The sequence below is a fragment of the Acetobacter sp. JWB genome (assembly GCF_003323795.1).
GTDB classification, from domain to species: Bacteria; Pseudomonadota; Alphaproteobacteria; order Acetobacterales; family Acetobacteraceae; genus Acetobacter; species Acetobacter oryzifermentans.
On the sequence record NZ_CP030871.1, the window covers coordinates 1,727,501 to 1,744,131 of the forward strand.

16 protein-coding genes (1 of these 16 cut by a window edge) are annotated in these 16,631 nt (G+C 52.1%); 11 read left to right on the top strand and 5 right to left on the bottom strand.

Annotation, left to right across the window (positions count from 1 at the left end; translation table 11 throughout):
- The 3 genes from DS739_RS08185 to spt form a co-directional block, all read left to right on the top strand.
- Positions 1-1,672: the 3' portion of a fatty acyl-AMP ligase gene (locus tag DS739_RS08185; protein ID WP_006116588.1), read on the top strand. The gene continues 95 nt to the left of window position 1, outside the view; only the last 1,672 of its 1,767 coding nucleotides appear in the window; its start codon lies beyond the left edge, outside the window; the stop codon is at positions 1,670-1,672.
- A 132-nt stretch (positions 1,673-1,804) separates the two neighbouring features.
- Complete coding sequence (locus tag DS739_RS08190) at positions 1,805-2,056, top strand: acyl carrier protein (protein ID WP_003625320.1); 252 nt, start codon at positions 1,805-1,807, stop codon at positions 2,054-2,056.
- Positions 2,057-2,062: 6 nt separating this feature from the next.
- Entirely contained in the window at positions 2,063-3,277 is a 1,215-nt protein-coding gene (gene spt / locus DS739_RS08195; protein ID WP_006116587.1) for a serine palmitoyltransferase, read from the top strand.
- A 5-nt stretch (positions 3,278-3,282) separates the two neighbouring features.
- Here spt and DS739_RS08200 read toward each other — a convergent pair whose 3' ends face one another.
- Positions 3,283-4,236 (bottom strand): hypothetical protein, encoded by a 954-nt coding sequence (locus tag DS739_RS08200; protein ID WP_035352676.1) that lies wholly within the window; start codon positions 4,234-4,236, stop codon positions 3,283-3,285.
- A gap of 24 nt (positions 4,237-4,260) precedes the next feature.
- The gene (locus DS739_RS08205; RefSeq protein WP_006116585.1) at positions 4,261-5,241 is read right to left on the bottom strand and encodes a diacylglycerol kinase family protein; all 981 of its coding nucleotides are present in this window, start codon (positions 5,239-5,241) and stop codon (positions 4,261-4,263) included.
- Between the two features lie 95 nt (positions 5,242-5,336).
- On the opposite strand from DS739_RS08205, the gene DS739_RS08210 reads away from it, so the two are divergent.
- From DS739_RS08210 to DS739_RS08230, 5 genes are read left to right on the top strand one after another with little or no spacing between them, the layout of a single operon-like run.
- On the top strand, positions 5,337-6,287 hold the full coding sequence (locus tag DS739_RS08210; RefSeq protein ID WP_170315318.1) for a metallophosphoesterase: 951 nt from the start codon (positions 5,337-5,339) through the stop codon (positions 6,285-6,287).
- Complete coding sequence (locus DS739_RS08215; RefSeq protein ID WP_035352673.1) at positions 6,284-7,483, top strand: LptF/LptG family permease; 1,200 nt, start codon at positions 6,284-6,286, stop codon at positions 7,481-7,483. The genes DS739_RS08210 and DS739_RS08215 overlap by 4 nt, the downstream gene beginning before the upstream one ends.
- Positions 7,480-8,574 (top strand): LptF/LptG family permease, encoded by a 1,095-nt coding sequence (locus DS739_RS08220; protein ID WP_035352670.1) that lies wholly within the window; start codon positions 7,480-7,482, stop codon positions 8,572-8,574. The genes DS739_RS08215 and DS739_RS08220 overlap by 4 nt, the downstream gene beginning before the upstream one ends.
- Positions 8,571-9,356 carry a sterol desaturase family protein gene (locus tag DS739_RS08225; protein ID WP_006116581.1) on the top strand — a complete coding sequence of 262 codons (786 nt, stop codon included), beginning with the start codon at positions 8,571-8,573 and terminating at the stop codon, positions 9,354-9,356. The genes DS739_RS08220 and DS739_RS08225 overlap by 4 nt, the downstream gene beginning before the upstream one ends.
- Positions 9,353-10,159, top strand: coding sequence for a nucleotidyltransferase family protein (locus DS739_RS08230; protein WP_006116580.1), 807 nt, complete (start codon positions 9,353-9,355; stop codon positions 10,157-10,159). Before DS739_RS08225 ends, DS739_RS08230 begins: the two co-directional genes overlap by 4 nt.
- Before the next feature lie 13 nt (positions 10,160-10,172).
- Here DS739_RS08230 and DS739_RS08235 read toward each other — a convergent pair whose 3' ends face one another.
- Positions 10,173-10,871, bottom strand: coding sequence for an HAD hydrolase-like protein (locus DS739_RS08235; protein ID WP_006116579.1), 699 nt, complete (start codon positions 10,869-10,871; stop codon positions 10,173-10,175).
- Positions 10,872-10,953: 82 nt separating this feature from the next.
- Here DS739_RS08235 and glmU point away from each other — a divergent pair, with 82 nt between their 5' ends.
- Both glmU and glmS read left to right on the top strand, forming a co-directional pair.
- Positions 10,954-12,330 carry a bifunctional UDP-N-acetylglucosamine diphosphorylase/glucosamine-1-phosphate N-acetyltransferase GlmU gene (gene glmU / locus DS739_RS08240; protein WP_006116578.1) on the top strand — a complete coding sequence of 459 codons (1,377 nt, stop codon included), beginning with the start codon at positions 10,954-10,956 and terminating at the stop codon, positions 12,328-12,330.
- Complete coding sequence (glmS, locus tag DS739_RS08245) at positions 12,330-14,153, top strand: glutamine--fructose-6-phosphate transaminase (isomerizing) (RefSeq protein WP_006116577.1); 1,824 nt, start codon at positions 12,330-12,332, stop codon at positions 14,151-14,153. Before glmU ends, glmS begins: the two co-directional genes overlap by 1 nt.
- A gap of 58 nt (positions 14,154-14,211) precedes the next feature.
- Here glmS and DS739_RS08250 read toward each other — a convergent pair whose 3' ends face one another.
- Positions 14,212-15,045 carry a DUF3108 domain-containing protein gene (locus tag DS739_RS08250; RefSeq protein ID WP_035352667.1) on the bottom strand — a complete coding sequence of 278 codons (834 nt, stop codon included), beginning with the start codon at positions 15,043-15,045 and terminating at the stop codon, positions 14,212-14,214.
- 22 nt (positions 15,046-15,067) lie between these two features.
- Positions 15,068-15,865: an IclR family transcriptional regulator gene (locus DS739_RS08255; RefSeq protein ID WP_006116576.1), complete on the bottom strand. Its 798-nt coding sequence runs from the start codon at positions 15,863-15,865 to the stop codon at positions 15,068-15,070.
- 281 nt (positions 15,866-16,146) lie between these two features.
- Between DS739_RS08255 and DS739_RS08260 the strand changes: the two genes are divergently transcribed.
- On the top strand, positions 16,147-16,629 hold the full coding sequence (locus DS739_RS08260; protein WP_035352664.1) for a glutathione peroxidase: 483 nt from the start codon (positions 16,147-16,149) through the stop codon (positions 16,627-16,629).
- Positions 16,630-16,631: the final 2 nt, after the last annotated feature.

The following is a 16,631-nucleotide window of genomic DNA, read 5'->3' on the forward strand; positions in this document are numbered from 1 at the left end:
TGCAACATTTCCTGAAGCGTTGGACTATGCCGCTCAAGGCGAAGCCGGGTTTAACATTTATTCCGGCAAAGGTGTACTTCTAGAAGCCCTACCCTATAAAGTATTGCGTCAGCAGGCTGTTGATACAGCTTTGCGCCTTTTGGGCATGGGCCTACAACCGGGAGACCGTGTTGCCATTGTGGCGGAAAGCGATGGTGATTTTGCCCGCATCTTCTTTGGCTGTCAGTATGCTGGTTTGGTTGCGGCCCCTCTTCCCCTCCCAGTCGCTTTTGGCGGCAAAGAAGCCTATCTGAAAACTCTTCGGGGTATGATTACTAGCGCACAAGCCAGCGCCGTGATTATTCCGCAGATTATCGAAGGCTGGACGGACGAAATTGTAACGGGCTTGGGCCTTGTTTTTGCTGGGCCACCTGCTGAGCTTATGGCACGCCCTGTGCCAGATATGCCGCTGCCGGATATTCAACCAGAAAACCTTTCATATCTTCAGTTTTCTTCCGGCAGCACACGCTTCCCCATGGGGGTTTGCGTAAGCCACCGTTCCGGCATGGCGAATGTTTCCTCCATTGCACGCAATGGATTGCAGGTTAAGGAAACAGGGGATCGCTGCGTTTCGTGGCTTCCTCTCTATCATGATATGGGTCTGGTTGGTTTCTTCCTGACGCCCATGACGTGCCAGTTGAGCGTGGATCTGCTGCCGACGCGCGAATTCGCACGCAGACCGCATGTATGGCTGGATCTGATCAGCCGTAACCGTGGCACCATCGCCTACAGCCCCTCTTTTGGGTATGAACTTTGCGCCCGGCGCCCGGCATCCGAAGGGCTGGATCTCTCTTGCTGGCGGGTTGCAGGCATTGGTGGCGATATGATCCGCGCGCATATTCTGGATGAATTTGCTGCGCGCTTTGCCCCTGCTGGCTTTAGCCCAAAAGCATTTGTAGCTAGCTATGGTATGGCAGAAGCTACGCTCGCCATCAGCTTTGCGCCGCTTGATACAGGCATAGAAACCGATACGGTTGACCTTCCCGCGCTGGAAAGCACAGGAATTGCGCGCCCACCCGCCAGTGCAGACACACCAAGCCGCACCTTTGTGATTTGCGGGAAAGTTCTGCCAGGACATGAACTGGAAGTTCGGAATAGCTATGGCCGGGTGCTGAGCGACAGAGAAGTTGGCACTATTTATGTACGTGGCCCCAGCCTGATGAGCGGTTACTTCCGTATGCCGGAAGAAAGCAGCAAAACGCTGGACGCAGACAACTGGCTGAACACTGGTGATCTGGGCTACATGCTCAATGGGCAGATAGTTGTCACTGGCCGCGCCAAAGACTTGATTATTATTAATGGCCGCAACATCTGGCCGCAGGATCTGGAATGGTCTGCCGAAACGCATATTCCTGTCCTTCGCAGCCGAGATGTGGCTGTTTTCTCTCTGGAAAAGGGTGACCATGAGGAAATCGTGGCTCTTATTCAGTGCCGCGCTTCTGCCTCAGACACGCGTGAGAAACTGAGAGCCGAAGCCGCCAGCTTGTTCCGCCGCCTCCATGGGGTAGAAGTTTCTGTTGTATTGGTGCCACCACATGCGCTGCCGCAGACATCTTCGGGCAAACTTACACGCGCCAAAGCCCGTACCATGTATCTAAGCGGCGCGTTTGAGCAGCAGTCTGAAGTCGCCTGACCGACCTACAGGATTTTATAGCCCGTTTATGATGAGAAAGGCTGGTCAAACTGGCCTTTTTCACCCATAAGGCGGCACTGCGAGCACAAGCTCGGCATAAAACAAACGCCCTTAAGGGATGAAGGATCCGACATGAGCGAAACCGTTGAAAGCGTTTCCGCGCTGATCATTCAAAAGCTCCTCGCTAACCCGAAGGTTCCGCGTGACATTGATGGTAACTGCAAGATCATGGAAGATCTTGCGTTTGATTCTTTGGCCGTCATGAACTTCGTTATGGAAGTTGAAGATAGCTTGGATGTTTCCATCCCGCTCGACAAACTTGCCGATATCCGGACGATTAATGACCTTGCCGCATGCATTGTCGCTCTGAAAAACAAAGGGTGAGCGTGGATGACATCACTATTTTCCAAATTTGAAGGTACGGCAGGCGCGCTGGGTTCTGTAGTCGCCGTAGGTGGCCGCAACCCTTTTGCTGTTGTTATTGAAAAACCTGTATCTTCAACTGTTGGAATTATTGAAGGTCGGGAAACGCTTCTTTTCGGTACCAATAATTATTTAGGCCTGAGCCAATCCAAAAATGCCATTCGGGCCGCCCAACAAGCTGCTGCGGCTTGCGGCGTTGGCACCACGGGCTCGCGCATTGCAAATGGCACGCAGTCTCTCCACCGGCAGCTTGAAAAAGATATTGCCGCGTTTTTTGGCCGCCGTGATGCCATGGTTTTTTCTACGGGTTATCAGGCTAACTTAGGCATTATTTCCACGCTTGCAGGCAAAGACGACCATCTGTTTCTGGACGCTGATAGCCATGCCAGCATTTATGATGGTAGCCGCCTGAGTGCTGCAGAAGTTATTCGTTTCCGCCATAATGACCCGGATAATCTTTATAAACGCCTGAAACGCATGGATGGCACCCCCGGTGCCAAGCTGATTGTGGTTGAAGGCATTTATTCCATGACAGGCAATGTGGCCCCGATTGCAGAATTTGTAGCCGTTAAAAAAGCAACTGGTGCATATCTTCTGGTAGATGAAGCCCATTCCTTTGGGGTGTTGGGTGAAAACGGACGCGGTGCGGCTGAAGCCGACGGTGTGGAAGCTGATGTAGACTTTATTGTCGGCACATTTTCAAAAAGCCTCGGCACTGTTGGGGGTTACTGCGTATCCGATCATCCTGAACTGGAATTTGTACGCCTGAACTGCCGCCCATATATGTTTACGGCATCTCTTCCACCAGAGGTTATTGCTGCAACAACGGCAGCCTTGAGCGATATGCAGGCTCATCCAGAACTGCGTAAACAGCTTATGGCCAATGCTCAGCAACTCCATGCTGGTTTTGTAGATATCGGGCTAAATGCGAGTAAACAGGCTACCCCTGTTATTGCAGTTACGCTGGAAACTGCTGAAGAAGCTATTCCCATGTGGAACAGGCTTCTGGAACTTGGTGTTTACGTCAACCTTAGCCTTCCCCCGGCAACGCCAGATTCACGCCCCTTGCTGCGTTGTTCCGTAATGGCCACTCATACGCCAGAGCAGATTGCTCAGGCCATTGCCATATTCCGGCAGGCTGCCGCAGAAGTTGGTGTAACACCAGCACCCACAGCAGCCTAAAACCCCTATTTGCGTTTAAACGCCCCTTGCCGCCACAACCGCCAAACAATTGGCGGCGCTGCCAGTAAGGGGTGTTTTTCTGCAAACGAAGAAAGCGGCACTTCTATCCCGCTATGGCGTTGAACTTTCCATACCGCGTAACGTGCCCCACCTGTAAATGTATAAGCTGCCTTAAGTAAGCGCAGAATATTTAAAGGCCGACCGCAAGACGCACGTAATGTCCATTTTTGAATGGCATGTTGCTTTTGTTCCTGTGGGATTTGCGGCGTTACAATCTGATCTTGAGACTTATACGGAATACCCAGCATTTGCCAACACGGCAGTAAAAGCTGCGCATAACGCTGCATATAAGCATCTACAATGCTTTGCCCACGGCCCGCTTTTTCAACCCGCAATTCAACACGATAAGTATTGCGGTACAAGGTATTCCAATAATCCAGAACGCCGCCTGAAGCCGGGCCAAGTTGTGCGGCCCACCATGCGGCAGTCAATACCGCCCGCATAACACAAGCGTGCAATGCTTCTTGGGCTTCGTTATCCCGCCACCATACCAACCGAACAGGCTGAGAAAAGCGCGCCCAAACAGTGGTATCCAATGTTTGGGTGCGCGTTAGGGAACGAAACTGCGCGAGAGACAAAATAGCAACTTTGGCCCTTAGCAGATGCTCCCCTACCCTGTATTCATGATATTCCACGTTAGGGGGCAAAGTGGCATTTGCCAGACAGGAAAGCCACGGTCTGGGCCAGTCCATCTGCTTTTCTACGATAATATAAAAATCCAGCAGGGTATCATCTTGAATTCCACCCCGTAGGCCAGACCCATAAAATAAGACCCCTAATGGTTGCGCTGTGCCCAAAAGATTACGCACAAATTCCGTCACCAAAGGGGATACAGGCGTATGCAGTTCTTGCTCTGTAAGGGTGAAAATTTCTTTCTGCCCCGGCCGAATACCCTTCATGAACTGCTTTTCCACCAGAATGCTTTAAACATGCACAAAAGAAACCACGGGACCCGCAGAAACAGTCAGTTTGCCATCTTCCCCAGGCGGCAAAACCTCACCATCCAGAATAAAGGATTGATCCGTACGCAACACCAATTCGGTTGCCGAACCACTATGATAAGCTGCATCTTGCCGTAACCATTGCGGCGCTTTCCCCCGCAACAAATTCCAGACTGCACGCCCTAAATGAGGGGGAAAAGCTGCAACATCCAGATAACTAATACCTCGGTCTGCTTCTGTCAGATTCTGCCAGAATGGCCAGATACCGTGGGGCAGCCGATGCAAAGCGGTGCATAAAAACAGAAAATGATTCTGCTCAGGCAATACCTCACCATCCCGCTCTACTGTAACTTTTGTACCTTCCAGCCATCCTCGCCTATGCTTCGGGCTTAGCAACTGCCAAGCCGTTACAAACAATGTCGCCATAACCGCAGCATCATGCGAATAATTTTTCAGGATTTTGGGGTCATGCGCGATTTCAATCCCACGCCCAAAAGCACCCAAACCACCAAAAAAGCCTAGAGAAGCCCCTTCTTTCTGCCCGTTACGCATTACCACCAAAGGCTGCCTGCGCCGCACATCGGAAAGAAGGCGTCCGGATACCAGACGGGCCTGCAAAATCTGTAATGCCTCAACCCCACGCTTACCAAAACCAACATCTGTGGCAATCAGGTTAGTATTGCCAGAGGGCAACACAACAATACTTGGCCACTGCTCTGGCGGGCAGGATGAGGTATAAAGTGCGCTCAGAACATTCCCAACTGTGCCGTCTCCCCCATCCACAACCAAACAGCTTATTTTTTGCTGTAAGAGGGCATAAACTTGCTGCCTTAATGCAGCATGCGTTCTAGGGGAGCAGAACAAAGGCCCCAACATTTTGCCCGCCAGCGCCAGATACTTGGGATCGGCCTTCAAATTCCGACGGCTACGAGGATTGTAAATCAGGGCAAAACGATCGGACATTCAGCACTCTTGCTATAAACAAACAAAAACGCCAGCGCCTTTTGCCCCGGCTACGGGCGATGGTATAAAGGCTGTTATGGCTCTTGTCACATGCCGTGGGGCCATACACCGTCACCGGAGATGTGTTTTTCTTGTCCTGCGTTCATATCGCCCATCTGTCTGACCCACATCTGCCACTTGTCGGCTTGCCTTCTTTTAAGGAAATCCGCTTCAAGCGCATCCTCAGTTTGTTGTCTTGGCAACTACGGCGCAGGCACCTGCATAAATTACCGGCTTTGCAGTCAATCATGCGGGATATCCGCCACTTTCACCCAGATATGGTTGCCCTAACGGGGGATCTGACCAATCTGGGTTTGCTCAAAGAATTTCAGCACGCACGGCAGTGGCTTTTACAGCAAGATTTGCCCCCTACACTGCTTATTCCCGGCAATCATGATGCGCTGATAAAAGAGAATAGCGCTACCAAACAGGCTCTCTGGGCCGAATGGCTGCATAGTAGCACGCAGCCTGAACCGGCAGCCCCTTCATTGCTGGTAAAAGATCATATTGCCCTTATTGGGGTCAACACGGCCGTTCCCACCTTACCCTTTTTGGCATCTGGCAAGGCCGGGCAAACCCAGCTTGTGCTTTTGGCGGATCTGTTGCGCCGCACGCGCGTTATGGGATTATGCCGGATTGTGTTACTCCATCACCCTCCGGCGCAAGGCATTGTCAGCCGCCGCAAAGGGCTGGATGATTTCCTAGCGTTTCAAAACGTATTGCGTGCAGAAGGTGCTGAACTTGTGCTTTACGGGCATTCTCATCGTGCGCAAATCACCACTCTTCCGGGCACAGATATTCTGGCTGTCAGCAGCACCTCTGCGTCCCACATTGCGGATGAACCGGAAAAAAGTGCGGGGTGGAATGCTATTTCCGTGCACAAACAGCCCGATATCTGGCAAATCACCATTCAGCACCGCAGCTTAATGCCAGATGGAAGCTTGCAAGATAGCCAAATGAGGCGTGTGTGCAGTGCGCATCGCCTTTTGCCCGCAACCTCGCTATGACAACCCGCATGCTCAATGTGCCTTTCCTGCGCCGGATTGTAGCTTTGCTTCGCCCCGGCACATTAGACCGCTACCTGATTGCTCAGGTTATGCCGCCTTTTTTGGTGGCGCTGTCTGTTGTGATGATTGCCCTGATACTTGAACGCCTTTTGGTGCTATTCAATCTGCTGGCAGCGGGCAACAACCATATTGGCATATTTATTGGTCTGCTGGCGGCCTTGCTGCCCCATTACCTTGGTTTGGCTATTCCGGCCGCACTTTGCGTAGCGGTGTTTACCGTGATCCGCCGCATGAGCCAGAATGAAGAAATTGATGCCATCAACAGCAGTGGCCTTTCACTACTGCGGATTACGCGCCCCTATATCCAACTGGGCGTTATCTTGGGTATCCTTTCCTTTCTGCTTTATGGCTTTATCCAGCCTCATGCACGGTATGATTTCCGTTCAACCTTTTACATTGCCAGCCACACAGGCTGGGCGCCACGTTTGCAGCCCCGCATGTTTGCCAGCCCTTCATCTCAACTGACCATTGTTGCGGATAAGGTCTCCCAAAGCGGCTCTGATCTGGAAAATGTTTTTATCCGTGATCTTTCTGAGCAGCAGGAACGCGATATTACGGCGCGCAACGGGCATATCCGCATCGGTTTGGATGGTGAAACTGTTGAGATTGATCTTACCCATGGCGTGATTGTCACGGATAAAGGGGATGGCGTGCCCAGTCTGGTCACATTTGATCATTCTACGCGCTACCTTACACATGCCTCGCACGTCTCTCCTTTCCGCACGCGCGGCGAGGATGAACGAGAGCTGACATCCCCAGAACTGGTTGGCCGCCTCATTCGGCATGACCCTTCTATTTCCCGCCCTCATATGCGTTCTGAAGTGCATTTTCGTATGGCGCGCAGCCTTACTGTGCCTTTTATTCCCCTATTGGCGGCCTCTCTGGCTCTTATGCGCAAGCGCCAACGCAACAATGCCGGTCTGCCTCTGGCCTTTATTATTATGGTTGGGTTTGACCACATCATCCAGTTTGGCCACAGCATGGTGGCTACAAAAAAGGCATCGCTCCTGCTGATCTGGGGGCCTTCGTTGGTCTTTATTGTAGGCTGTACGTTGCTGCTACTTTATAAATCAGGCACCTTTCAGGTGTTAAAAGTCTGGCGTTCCCGCTCATCTGCCCAAAAAGCCTTGCCATGAGCCAATCTTCAAGCATGCCCCGCCACGTTCTTCTCCGCTATCTTTCCATGGCGTTGCTTACGCGCGTGATTTTTTGTGGCGCCGTTCTCGTCGGGCTTCTTGAAATTCTGGCCCTGCTTGAACAAACCACTCCCATTTTACAACGGCACTTAGGCGTACAGGGCATTCTCAGCTTTGCGGCCATGCGTGCACCATTTCTGCTGGCAGGCGCACTTCCATTAAGTGTGTTGATTGGCGCGCTGCTGATGCTCACCCAAATGACATTGGCCAGCGAAATTGCCATCCTGCGAGCTTGTGGCCTTTCTACTTTTGGCCTGTATAAATACCTTATCCCCGCCACTCTGGTAATCGGCTTTGCAGGCGTTGTGCTGGATGATCAGGTTACGCCCCGGTCTGAGCAGGCATTGGCCGCATGGTGGAACCGTACAGACCCACATCCAGAAAATGGGCACGCCTTCTGGTTTCATGATGGCAACCGTATTGCCCATATTGGCTATACATCGGATGGCGGCAATATGCTGGCCAAGGTGGATATCTATATCCGTGATACCAACGGACGGTTACAACAGATTCTCCACGCCAAATCTGCTGATTACACACATACGCGCGGCTGGCTGCTGCACAATGTTGATAGCATTACCGTGGAAGGCGAAAAAACCACGCGCCTGCCTTCTGTTCAGAACATGAGTTGGGACACAAGCCTGCACCCGTGGGAGTTTATCCGCCTGTCTGCCGAAAATCCGCCGCTTTCTTCCACCACCATTCTGGGCATGCTACAAGGGCGCCTACCATCCCATACCAGCCCCGGTTTTCTGGAAGCTGGGCTGCTTGAACGCTTCTTGCGTCCGGCCTCCTTACTTGTTCTTTTGTTGATTGCGCTGCCCACAATCTATATCCCTCCACGGACAGGAACGCGCAGTTGGGTACCAGTATGGTGCTTGGGCTGCGGGCTGTTGTTTATTATTGTGCAGGGTATGCTACGCGCAATGGGGAATGCGGGCTTGCTACCGCCAGCAATTGCTACCATACCCGCACTGATTATTTTCACACTGGGAGCCATTACTGTGCTCCTGAGGAATGAAACACGATGAGCGGAACGCTAAATAACTCGTCGCTTAAAACCGGACGCAGCTTTGATCTGGGGAAAATGAACCTCAGGCAGCTTTGGGTGGCATATCTTACCTACCCAACCATCCTGCTCTATTTTGCGCTGGTTATTGCTTCTGCTGCGCTGGCTGCGTACTTTTTTGCAGGTTGGTGGCCAACGCTGGTTTCTATGGTCGCCGTTGTTATTGTGTATCCAGTGGTATGGTACCTACTGCACCGCTACGTGCTACATGGGCGTATCCTGTATAAAATGAAGTGGACGGCCGCTCTGTGGAAGCGCATCCATTTTGACCATCATCAGGACCCGCATCTGCTGGATGTTCTGTTTGGCGCACCTGCTACAACACTGCCGACCATTGGGGCTGTCACCATTCCTATTGGGTACCTTATTGGCGGGATCGGCGCTGCAGCCACGGCATTTGGCACAGGCGTTGCCATTACCTGCATTTACGAATTCTTCCACTGCATCCAGCACCTTAACTACAAGCCACGCGCAAGTTGGATCCAGCGCATGAAAGCACGCCATGTGCTGCACCATTTCCATGATGAGGATGGCAACTTCGGCATTACCAGCTTTGTGGTGGATCGGATGTTTGGCTCATATTATCTAGATGCCAAAGCCCGCCCCCGCAGCCCCACGGTGTTCAATCTGGGTTACGATGTTAAGGAAGCCCAACAGTATCCGTGGGTCATGGAATTGACGGGCGCTCCCCCGCGTGATCGCCCCGATGGTGCACGCCCAGCGGAGAACAGGAAAGCGGCATGACCGCTTCCTCTCAAAGCATGACAGCTTTTATTCTGGCAGGTTCTCGCCCCGGTAAGCCAGACCCGGTTGCCTTGGCCGGGGGCGTTTCTCACAAAGCACTCCTGCCTATTGGTGGGGTGCCTATGCTCTTGAGGGTAATTGATGCGCTGCAGCAGGTGCCTCAAATCACCCGCATTGCTGTTTGTATTGAAAACCCACAGATTATTGCGTCTATCTTACCCGCAGGAATAGATGTTATTCCGGCGCGGCCTGAAGGCCCAAGTGCCAGCGTATTGGCTGGCCTTGCGCGCTATGGCACGCCTTTGCTTGTAACCACGGCAGATAATGCCCTACTCCAGCCAAGCTGGGTGCAAGAACTGCTGAGCGAGAGCCATACGCAAGCTGACCTTGCCGTTGCTGTTGCAACAGAAACAACCGTAAAGCGGGATGTACCCAACACGCAGCGTACTTATATTCGGCTTGCTGATCTGTCTTTTTCTGGCTGTAACCTGTTTTTATTCCGCACATCTGTTTCTGCCCGCGTGGCAGACCTGTGGCAGCATGTAGAAAAAAACCGCAAGCATCCTTTACGGATTGCTTGGCTTTTAGGGCTGAGCATTCTGCTGCGCGCCCTCTGTGGCAAGCTGACACGGCGCGCGCTTTACCGGCGCATCTATCATCTCACCAGTGCAAAAGCAGAACTTGTTCCACTTTCTGATGGCCGCGCTGCTGTAGATGTAGATAAACCTGCCGATGTTGTGCTGGCGGAAGAGCTTGCCTCTACTCTTCCAACGTGTTCCGTTACAAAAACACCCGGAAAATAATTTCTTTTCACACTTAAGCGGGCAGTAACGCAGGCAGTACCGATGGAATATCCATCATGCTGCCCGCTTGAGCATCTGCCTGCGCTGCCAATGCGCTGGAACCATAGCCCCACGCGGCAAACACAAACCTTACGCCAGCACCAGTCGCGGCACCACAATCTGGCGGCATATCCCCAATCATCACACTACGCGAAACCTCTCCGCCAGCCTGTTTGATTGTGCCCAGTAAATGGGCCGGATCTGGTTTATGGGCGGCAAAACTGTCACCTCCGCCTATTGCTGCAAAAAGTGATGTTAGGCCAAAATTGTCTAAAATACGCTGGGCAGCCACCTCCGGCTTGTTGGTACATACAGCCAGCAACCACCCGGCACTTTTCAACTGCTCCAATGCCTGCTGTGTGCCGGGAAACAGACGTGAAAGCCGTGTAGCCCGTGGCGTGTAAAGCTCCATAAACTTCTGCACAGCTTCGGCCTTCGTAAACGGTAAAACATATGACTGCGACGTTATGGCCTTCAGCTTTTTATGTCCTGCATCCAGAACGCGTTGCACCAAGGTGGGCACGCCATTGCCTATCATGGTACGCACCTCTGCATCTGTCAGGGGTGGAAGATGGCATATTTCCAGTAATTCCCGGCTGCACGCCGCCAGATCCGGTACGGAATCAAGCAACGTGCCGTCCATATCAAAAACAGCAAGACGAGGTGTGAACATGCGGTTTTTCCTTGCCGAGTAAATATCTGAAAACTTTTATGATATTGGCATGTTTGTTTTCCGATGGGGAGACGTTTGACACATGCCGGAGCTTGGCTTACCGCATGCTGTTATGACGTCTATTTCCGCACCACGTCCTGCCACGGCGGTTCTTCTGGCCGCCGGACTGGGCACCCGCATGAAGTCCTCCCGCCCTAAAGCCATGCAATCTCTTGGTGGCCGACCAATGCTGGCACATCTACTTGCCAATGCAGCGGAGGTTTTTGACAGGCTGGTTGTTGTAATCGGCCCAGACATGGAAGAGGTTGCCGAGTTGGCGGCTCCCTATCCAGTGGTTGTGCAACAAGAACGCTTGGGCACTGCCCACGCGGCCTTGCAGGCCGAAGCCTGGTTTGGTGATGGCGATGTGGCTGTGCTGTATGCAGATAACCCGCTGATTTCGGCTGAAACGCTCAATCGTTTGTTGGAAGAGCGCCGCAAGCCAGATGTGGGCTTGGCATTGTTAGCCATGCGCCCGGCTGATCCTGCACGATATGGCCGCGTTGTTGCCCAAAATGGCAATGTGGAACGTATTGTAGAATGGGCAGACGCCACGCCAGAAGAACGCGCGATTGACCTATGCAATGCCGGTGTATTGTGCGCAGATGCCGTAGATTTCCGCCGCTGGCTTCATAACGTGCGCAATGATAACGCCAAGGGCGAATATTATCTGACAGACGTAGTAGATCTGGCTGTAGCCGATAGCGTGCAGGTACGCGCGGTAGAAGCTGCAGAAGATGAACTGCGTGGCGTAAACTCTCGTGCAGAACTGGCTCAGGCAGAAGCTGCCCTGCAAACACGCCTACGCAATAAAGCCATGGAAAATGGTGTAACGTTAGTTGCGCCAGAAACTGTGTTTCTAAGTGCTGATACGCAGATTGAAGCTGATGTGCTGATAGAACCTAACGTGTTCTTTGGCCCTGGCGTAACTGTGCAAAGTGGTGCTGTTATTCGCGCCTTTAGCCATCTTGAAGGATGCGAAGTGCAGGCCAATGCGATTATTGGCCCTTATGCGCGTATTCGGGAAGGCTCCACCATTGGCGCTTCTGCACGGGTTGGCAACTTTGTTGAACTCAAGGCCACAACACTGGGCGAAGGTTCCAAAGCCAATCATCTTACCTATCTGGGTAATACCGAAATCGGCAGCCACACCAATATTGGCGCAGGTACTATTACCTGCAACTATGATGGCGTGTTCAAACACACCACCACGATTGGAGAGAAAGCCTTTATCGGCTCGGATTCCATTCTTGTGGCACCCGTTACTATTGGAGACAACGCGCTGGTGGCCGCTGGCAGTGTCATTACAAAAAATGTGCCAGATGAAGCTCTGGCTTTTGGCCGGGCACAGCAAGTGAATAAAGCAGAAATGGGCAGACTTTTTAAAGAGCGCCTGCAAGCAAAAAAGGAAAACGGCTGATGTGTGGGATCTGCGGCGTTGTTGGCCGAAGGCATGCCACCCCTATTGTTTTTGAAGGCCTGCGCCGGTTGGAATATCGGGGCTATGATTCCGCAGGTATTGCCACTTTAGTAGATGGGCGTGTTGAACGCCGCCGTGCGGCAGGTAAACTGGATAACCTTGCCGCATTGCTAAAAAAGGAACCTTTGCCCGGCACCACCGGCATTGGGCATACCCGCTGGGCCACACATGGTGCCCCTACAGCTTGCAATGCCCACCCCCATGGTACCGAGCGCGTGGCCATTGTGCATAATGGCATTATCGAAAACTTTGAAACCCTGCGCCGTGAGCTGGAAGCCGCTGGTCAGGTTTTTGAAACAGAAACCGACAGCGAAACCATCGCCCTGCTGGTAGATTACCATCTGCAACAGGGGTTAGAACCCAAAGAAGCCGCCCTGCATGCACTGCGCCGCCTAGAAGGCGCATACGCCGTTGCCATAATTTTTGCTGGCCACGAAGGGCTGATGATTGGCGCGTGCCACAGCGCCCCTCTGGCTGTGGGTTTTGGCGAAGATGAAATGTTTCTGGGCTCTGATTCACTGGCTCTGGCCCCGCTGACCCGTCGCATCGCCTACATGGAAGATGGGGATTGCGTGGTTATCACCCCGAAGGGTGCAGAGTTCATGAACTTTGATGGTGTGCCTGTTGAACGCACTATCCAGCTTACTGCTCTAGCGGCTGGTTCCATCGGCAAAGATGGTTACCGCCACTACATGGAAAAAGAGCTGCACGAACATCCGTTGGTAATCGGCCAGACCTTGCAGCGCATGGTGGATCCGGCTTCTCGTCGCGTTCTTTTACCTGAACTGCCTTTTGATCTGGCAAAAGTGCCACGCGCAGTTATTACCGCTTGTGGGTCTGCCTTTTTTGCGGGGATGATTGGCCGCTACTGGCTGGAAGAAATTGCCCGCTTGCCAGTGGATATAGATGTTGCCAGCGAGATGCGTTACCGCAACCCGCCACTAAAGGAAGGGTCCTTGGGGCTGTTGATTTCTCAATCTGGGGAAACAGCAGATACACTGGCGGCCTTGCGTAGCCTACGTGAAAAAGCGATTCACATTGTTTCCGTGCTGAATGTTGAACACAGCACCATGGCGCGGGAAAGCGATGTTGTGCTGGGCACCGTGGCTGGCCCGGAAATTTCTGTGGCATCCACTAAGGCTTTTACCGCTCAGTTAACCGTATTAGCGTGCCTGACCATTGCCACTGCCCGTGCACGCGGCAAGCTGGATACGCTGGCAGAAGAACATCTGGTAAGCGCCCTGTTAGATCTCCCCAGCCGCGCAGCAGAAGTGTTCAACCAAACAGACGCTATTCGTGCCATGGCCCAGCTTGTGGTGGAAGCGCGTGATGTTCTGTATCTGGGCCGTGGCAGCATGTTCCCCGTTGCCATGGAAGGTGCACTCAAGCTGAAGGAAATTTCCTACATTCACGCAGAAGCTTATGCAGCTGGTGAAATGAAGCACGGGCCAATTTCCCTTATTGATCGCACAGTGCCAATTGTCGCCACAGTGCCATCAAACGCGTTGTTTGAAAAAACACTTTCCAACCTGCAAGAAGCCAAAGCACGTGGTGGCCGCCTACTGGTGTTTACGGATACCAAAGGTGCTGAACGTGTATCTGCCATTGCAGAACAGATGGTGGTTCTGCCCCACGTGCATGATTTTGTAGCCCCCATTCTGCAAACCATTCCGGTGCAAATGTTGGCTTATGAAGTTGCTGTGCTGAAAGGCACAGATGTAGATCAACCACGTAATCTGGCAAAATCTGTCACCGTGGAATAAATACATAAAAAGCCCCTATCTGCACGGATAGGGGCTTTTTATTCGGGCTTCTTGCCTTTTATGGCTGTTGCTGAGGTTTCCCTTCCAGTTCCACCATAATGTGCCCCATTTTTGGGCTATCCACCTCTACTCTTGTAGCCACCATACCAATCTGGGGAATGTTCTCAAACCAGACGCGCCCCTGCTGAGGCTTTCTGGCTTTGCGGTCTGCACTAGAGAGTTTAAAGCCCTTGATCTGCTGTGCTACAAAACTACAGCGTAAACCATCTTCTCCCCAATCTTTTGATGCGCCATCTGGCAAAGGCTGAACGCCCTCTGTTTGCACCTGCAACGTGCTTAAGCGCACACCATCAAACACCTTAACCGCGCCGTTACCGCAGCCTTGCCCTTCCTGCACCTTGTGCAAAAGCGCCATAAGAATGGCAACATTATCCACTGCACCTTTGCGCTCATCTGGCAAAATCTGTTCGCGATCGGTTTCTACAGGCTCCATTGCCTGCACATCTGGCATATCCTGCTTATAGGCAATGGAAAGATGCCGATTTTTACCGCGAGACCAGCCAGCACTCTCATAGCTTTCTGGTTCAGGCATGCCACTATTGTAAAAATGCCCCTGCGCGCGGATGTTGATATTGGTTTTCATGAAAAGCTGGAGCAACCCACCCGTCTTGCTTTGGACAGCTACACTGTACTGGTTACCGCTCAGACGATAAGCACTGTTAATGGTCATAACATGCAGGCCGTGCGCATACACAAAATAGCGCACCACTGTTTGCGGTGTAGAAACCGCACCAGCAAATGGTGTTGCTGCTATCCCTCCACCCACAAGCAACAAACCTAAAGCGCTGGCTTTGGCAACACGTCGCTTAAATAACAGGTGCAAAAAAGACATTAGAAAGTACCTTATGGAATCATCAGGAAAAATCCTGCCGTTCCCCACGATAACCCAGACGGATAGAAACAGCCTGCGCCAACCCCGCAGCCATATTGCCCAATTGTGCAACCGTGAAACGGCTCAATTCTGTTTGAGGCAGACTGATGCCAATACCGGCTACAGCTTGCCCGGAATGATCTCTGACAGATGCGGCAAAGCACCACAGCCCTTCATGCACCTGCTCATCATCCACGGCGTATCCTCTGTCACGAATTTCTGCGATTTCACGCACCAATGTCGTTACAGAGCAAATGCCATTAGGTGTAAGTGGTTCTGACCACGTGGAAACAGGATTAAGGGCCAGCCATTCTCTGAAAGAGGTATCATCCATACCGGCCAGCATGGCATTACCTGTGGCCGTAAATATGGCAGGCAAGCGCATACCTACCCTAAAAGATGCCCCCAGCACTGTAGCGCTATTGCGGCAGGCCACATACACAACCTCCGCCCCTTCCAGCATAGTCAGCGTGACTGTAAACGCATCCAGATCGGCACGATTCTCCAATACGTGGTAGAATTCCGTTACCAGATCCCGCTTTTCCGTTACATCTCCAGCCCAGTCCAGCAGGCGTGTTCCCAGCCTGTAGCCCTGAGATGCGTTTTTCTCCAGTAGCCCTAGCTCCACCATAACAGCCAGCAGGCCATGCACTGTGCTACGTGGCAAATCTAGCTGGCGCGCCACATCTGCGGCCAAGGGCGGCCTGATAGAAGCCTTCACCATATCAAGAATACGAACGGCCCGCCGCAATGCGGGAACCGTGTCCTGTGATTTGGACATATTTTTTCTTATTTTCCTTGTTGACAGAGAGGTCCGATCTCTTCATTATTCCAAATACGGGATCAAGTTCAATATAATGAACAACAAAAATCAGAACTGATCTTGCCGCGCAGAAGACATAGTGGAAGCCTGAAAAACAAGAACCCGAAAACGGGCGCCAGGCTTCCACTTCTTCATATGCGTATTATACCGCAAATAAATGCACCAAAATCTCGCTCCCTTTTCCTTCCTGCGCTACAGATAAAGCCTTTCCTGCACCATAGCAGCAAAAGGGCACGAAATTGACCTGTATATATGATTTTAAACTTCCCGCCCTAAATGGAAGCACCCTTGATCTAAGCGCTTATCGGGGGCAGCCTGTTTTGGTGGTAAATACCGCATCTAAATGCGGATTTACCCCACAATACGAGGGTTTGCAGGCTTTATGGACACAGTTCCAAAAAGCTGGTTTGGTTGTTGTTGGCGTGCCGAGCAATGATTTTGGCCAGCAGGAGCCCGGCACTTCGGAAGAGATTTCTTCCTTCTGCCAAATCAACTATGGGGTCACCTTCCCTATGGCGGCACGTAGCCCTGTAAAAGGGCCAGATGCTATTCCGCTCTTTAAATGGCTTGATAGTGAGCTTGGTTTTCTGGCACGACCACGGTGGAACTTTTTTAAGTATCTCACAAACCGCCAAGGCATGCCGGTTGCGTGGTTTAGTTGCCTGACCCCACCCACATCCAGGCGTGTCAGGCATGCTGTAGAAACTGCTCTAAAGTCTTAAAA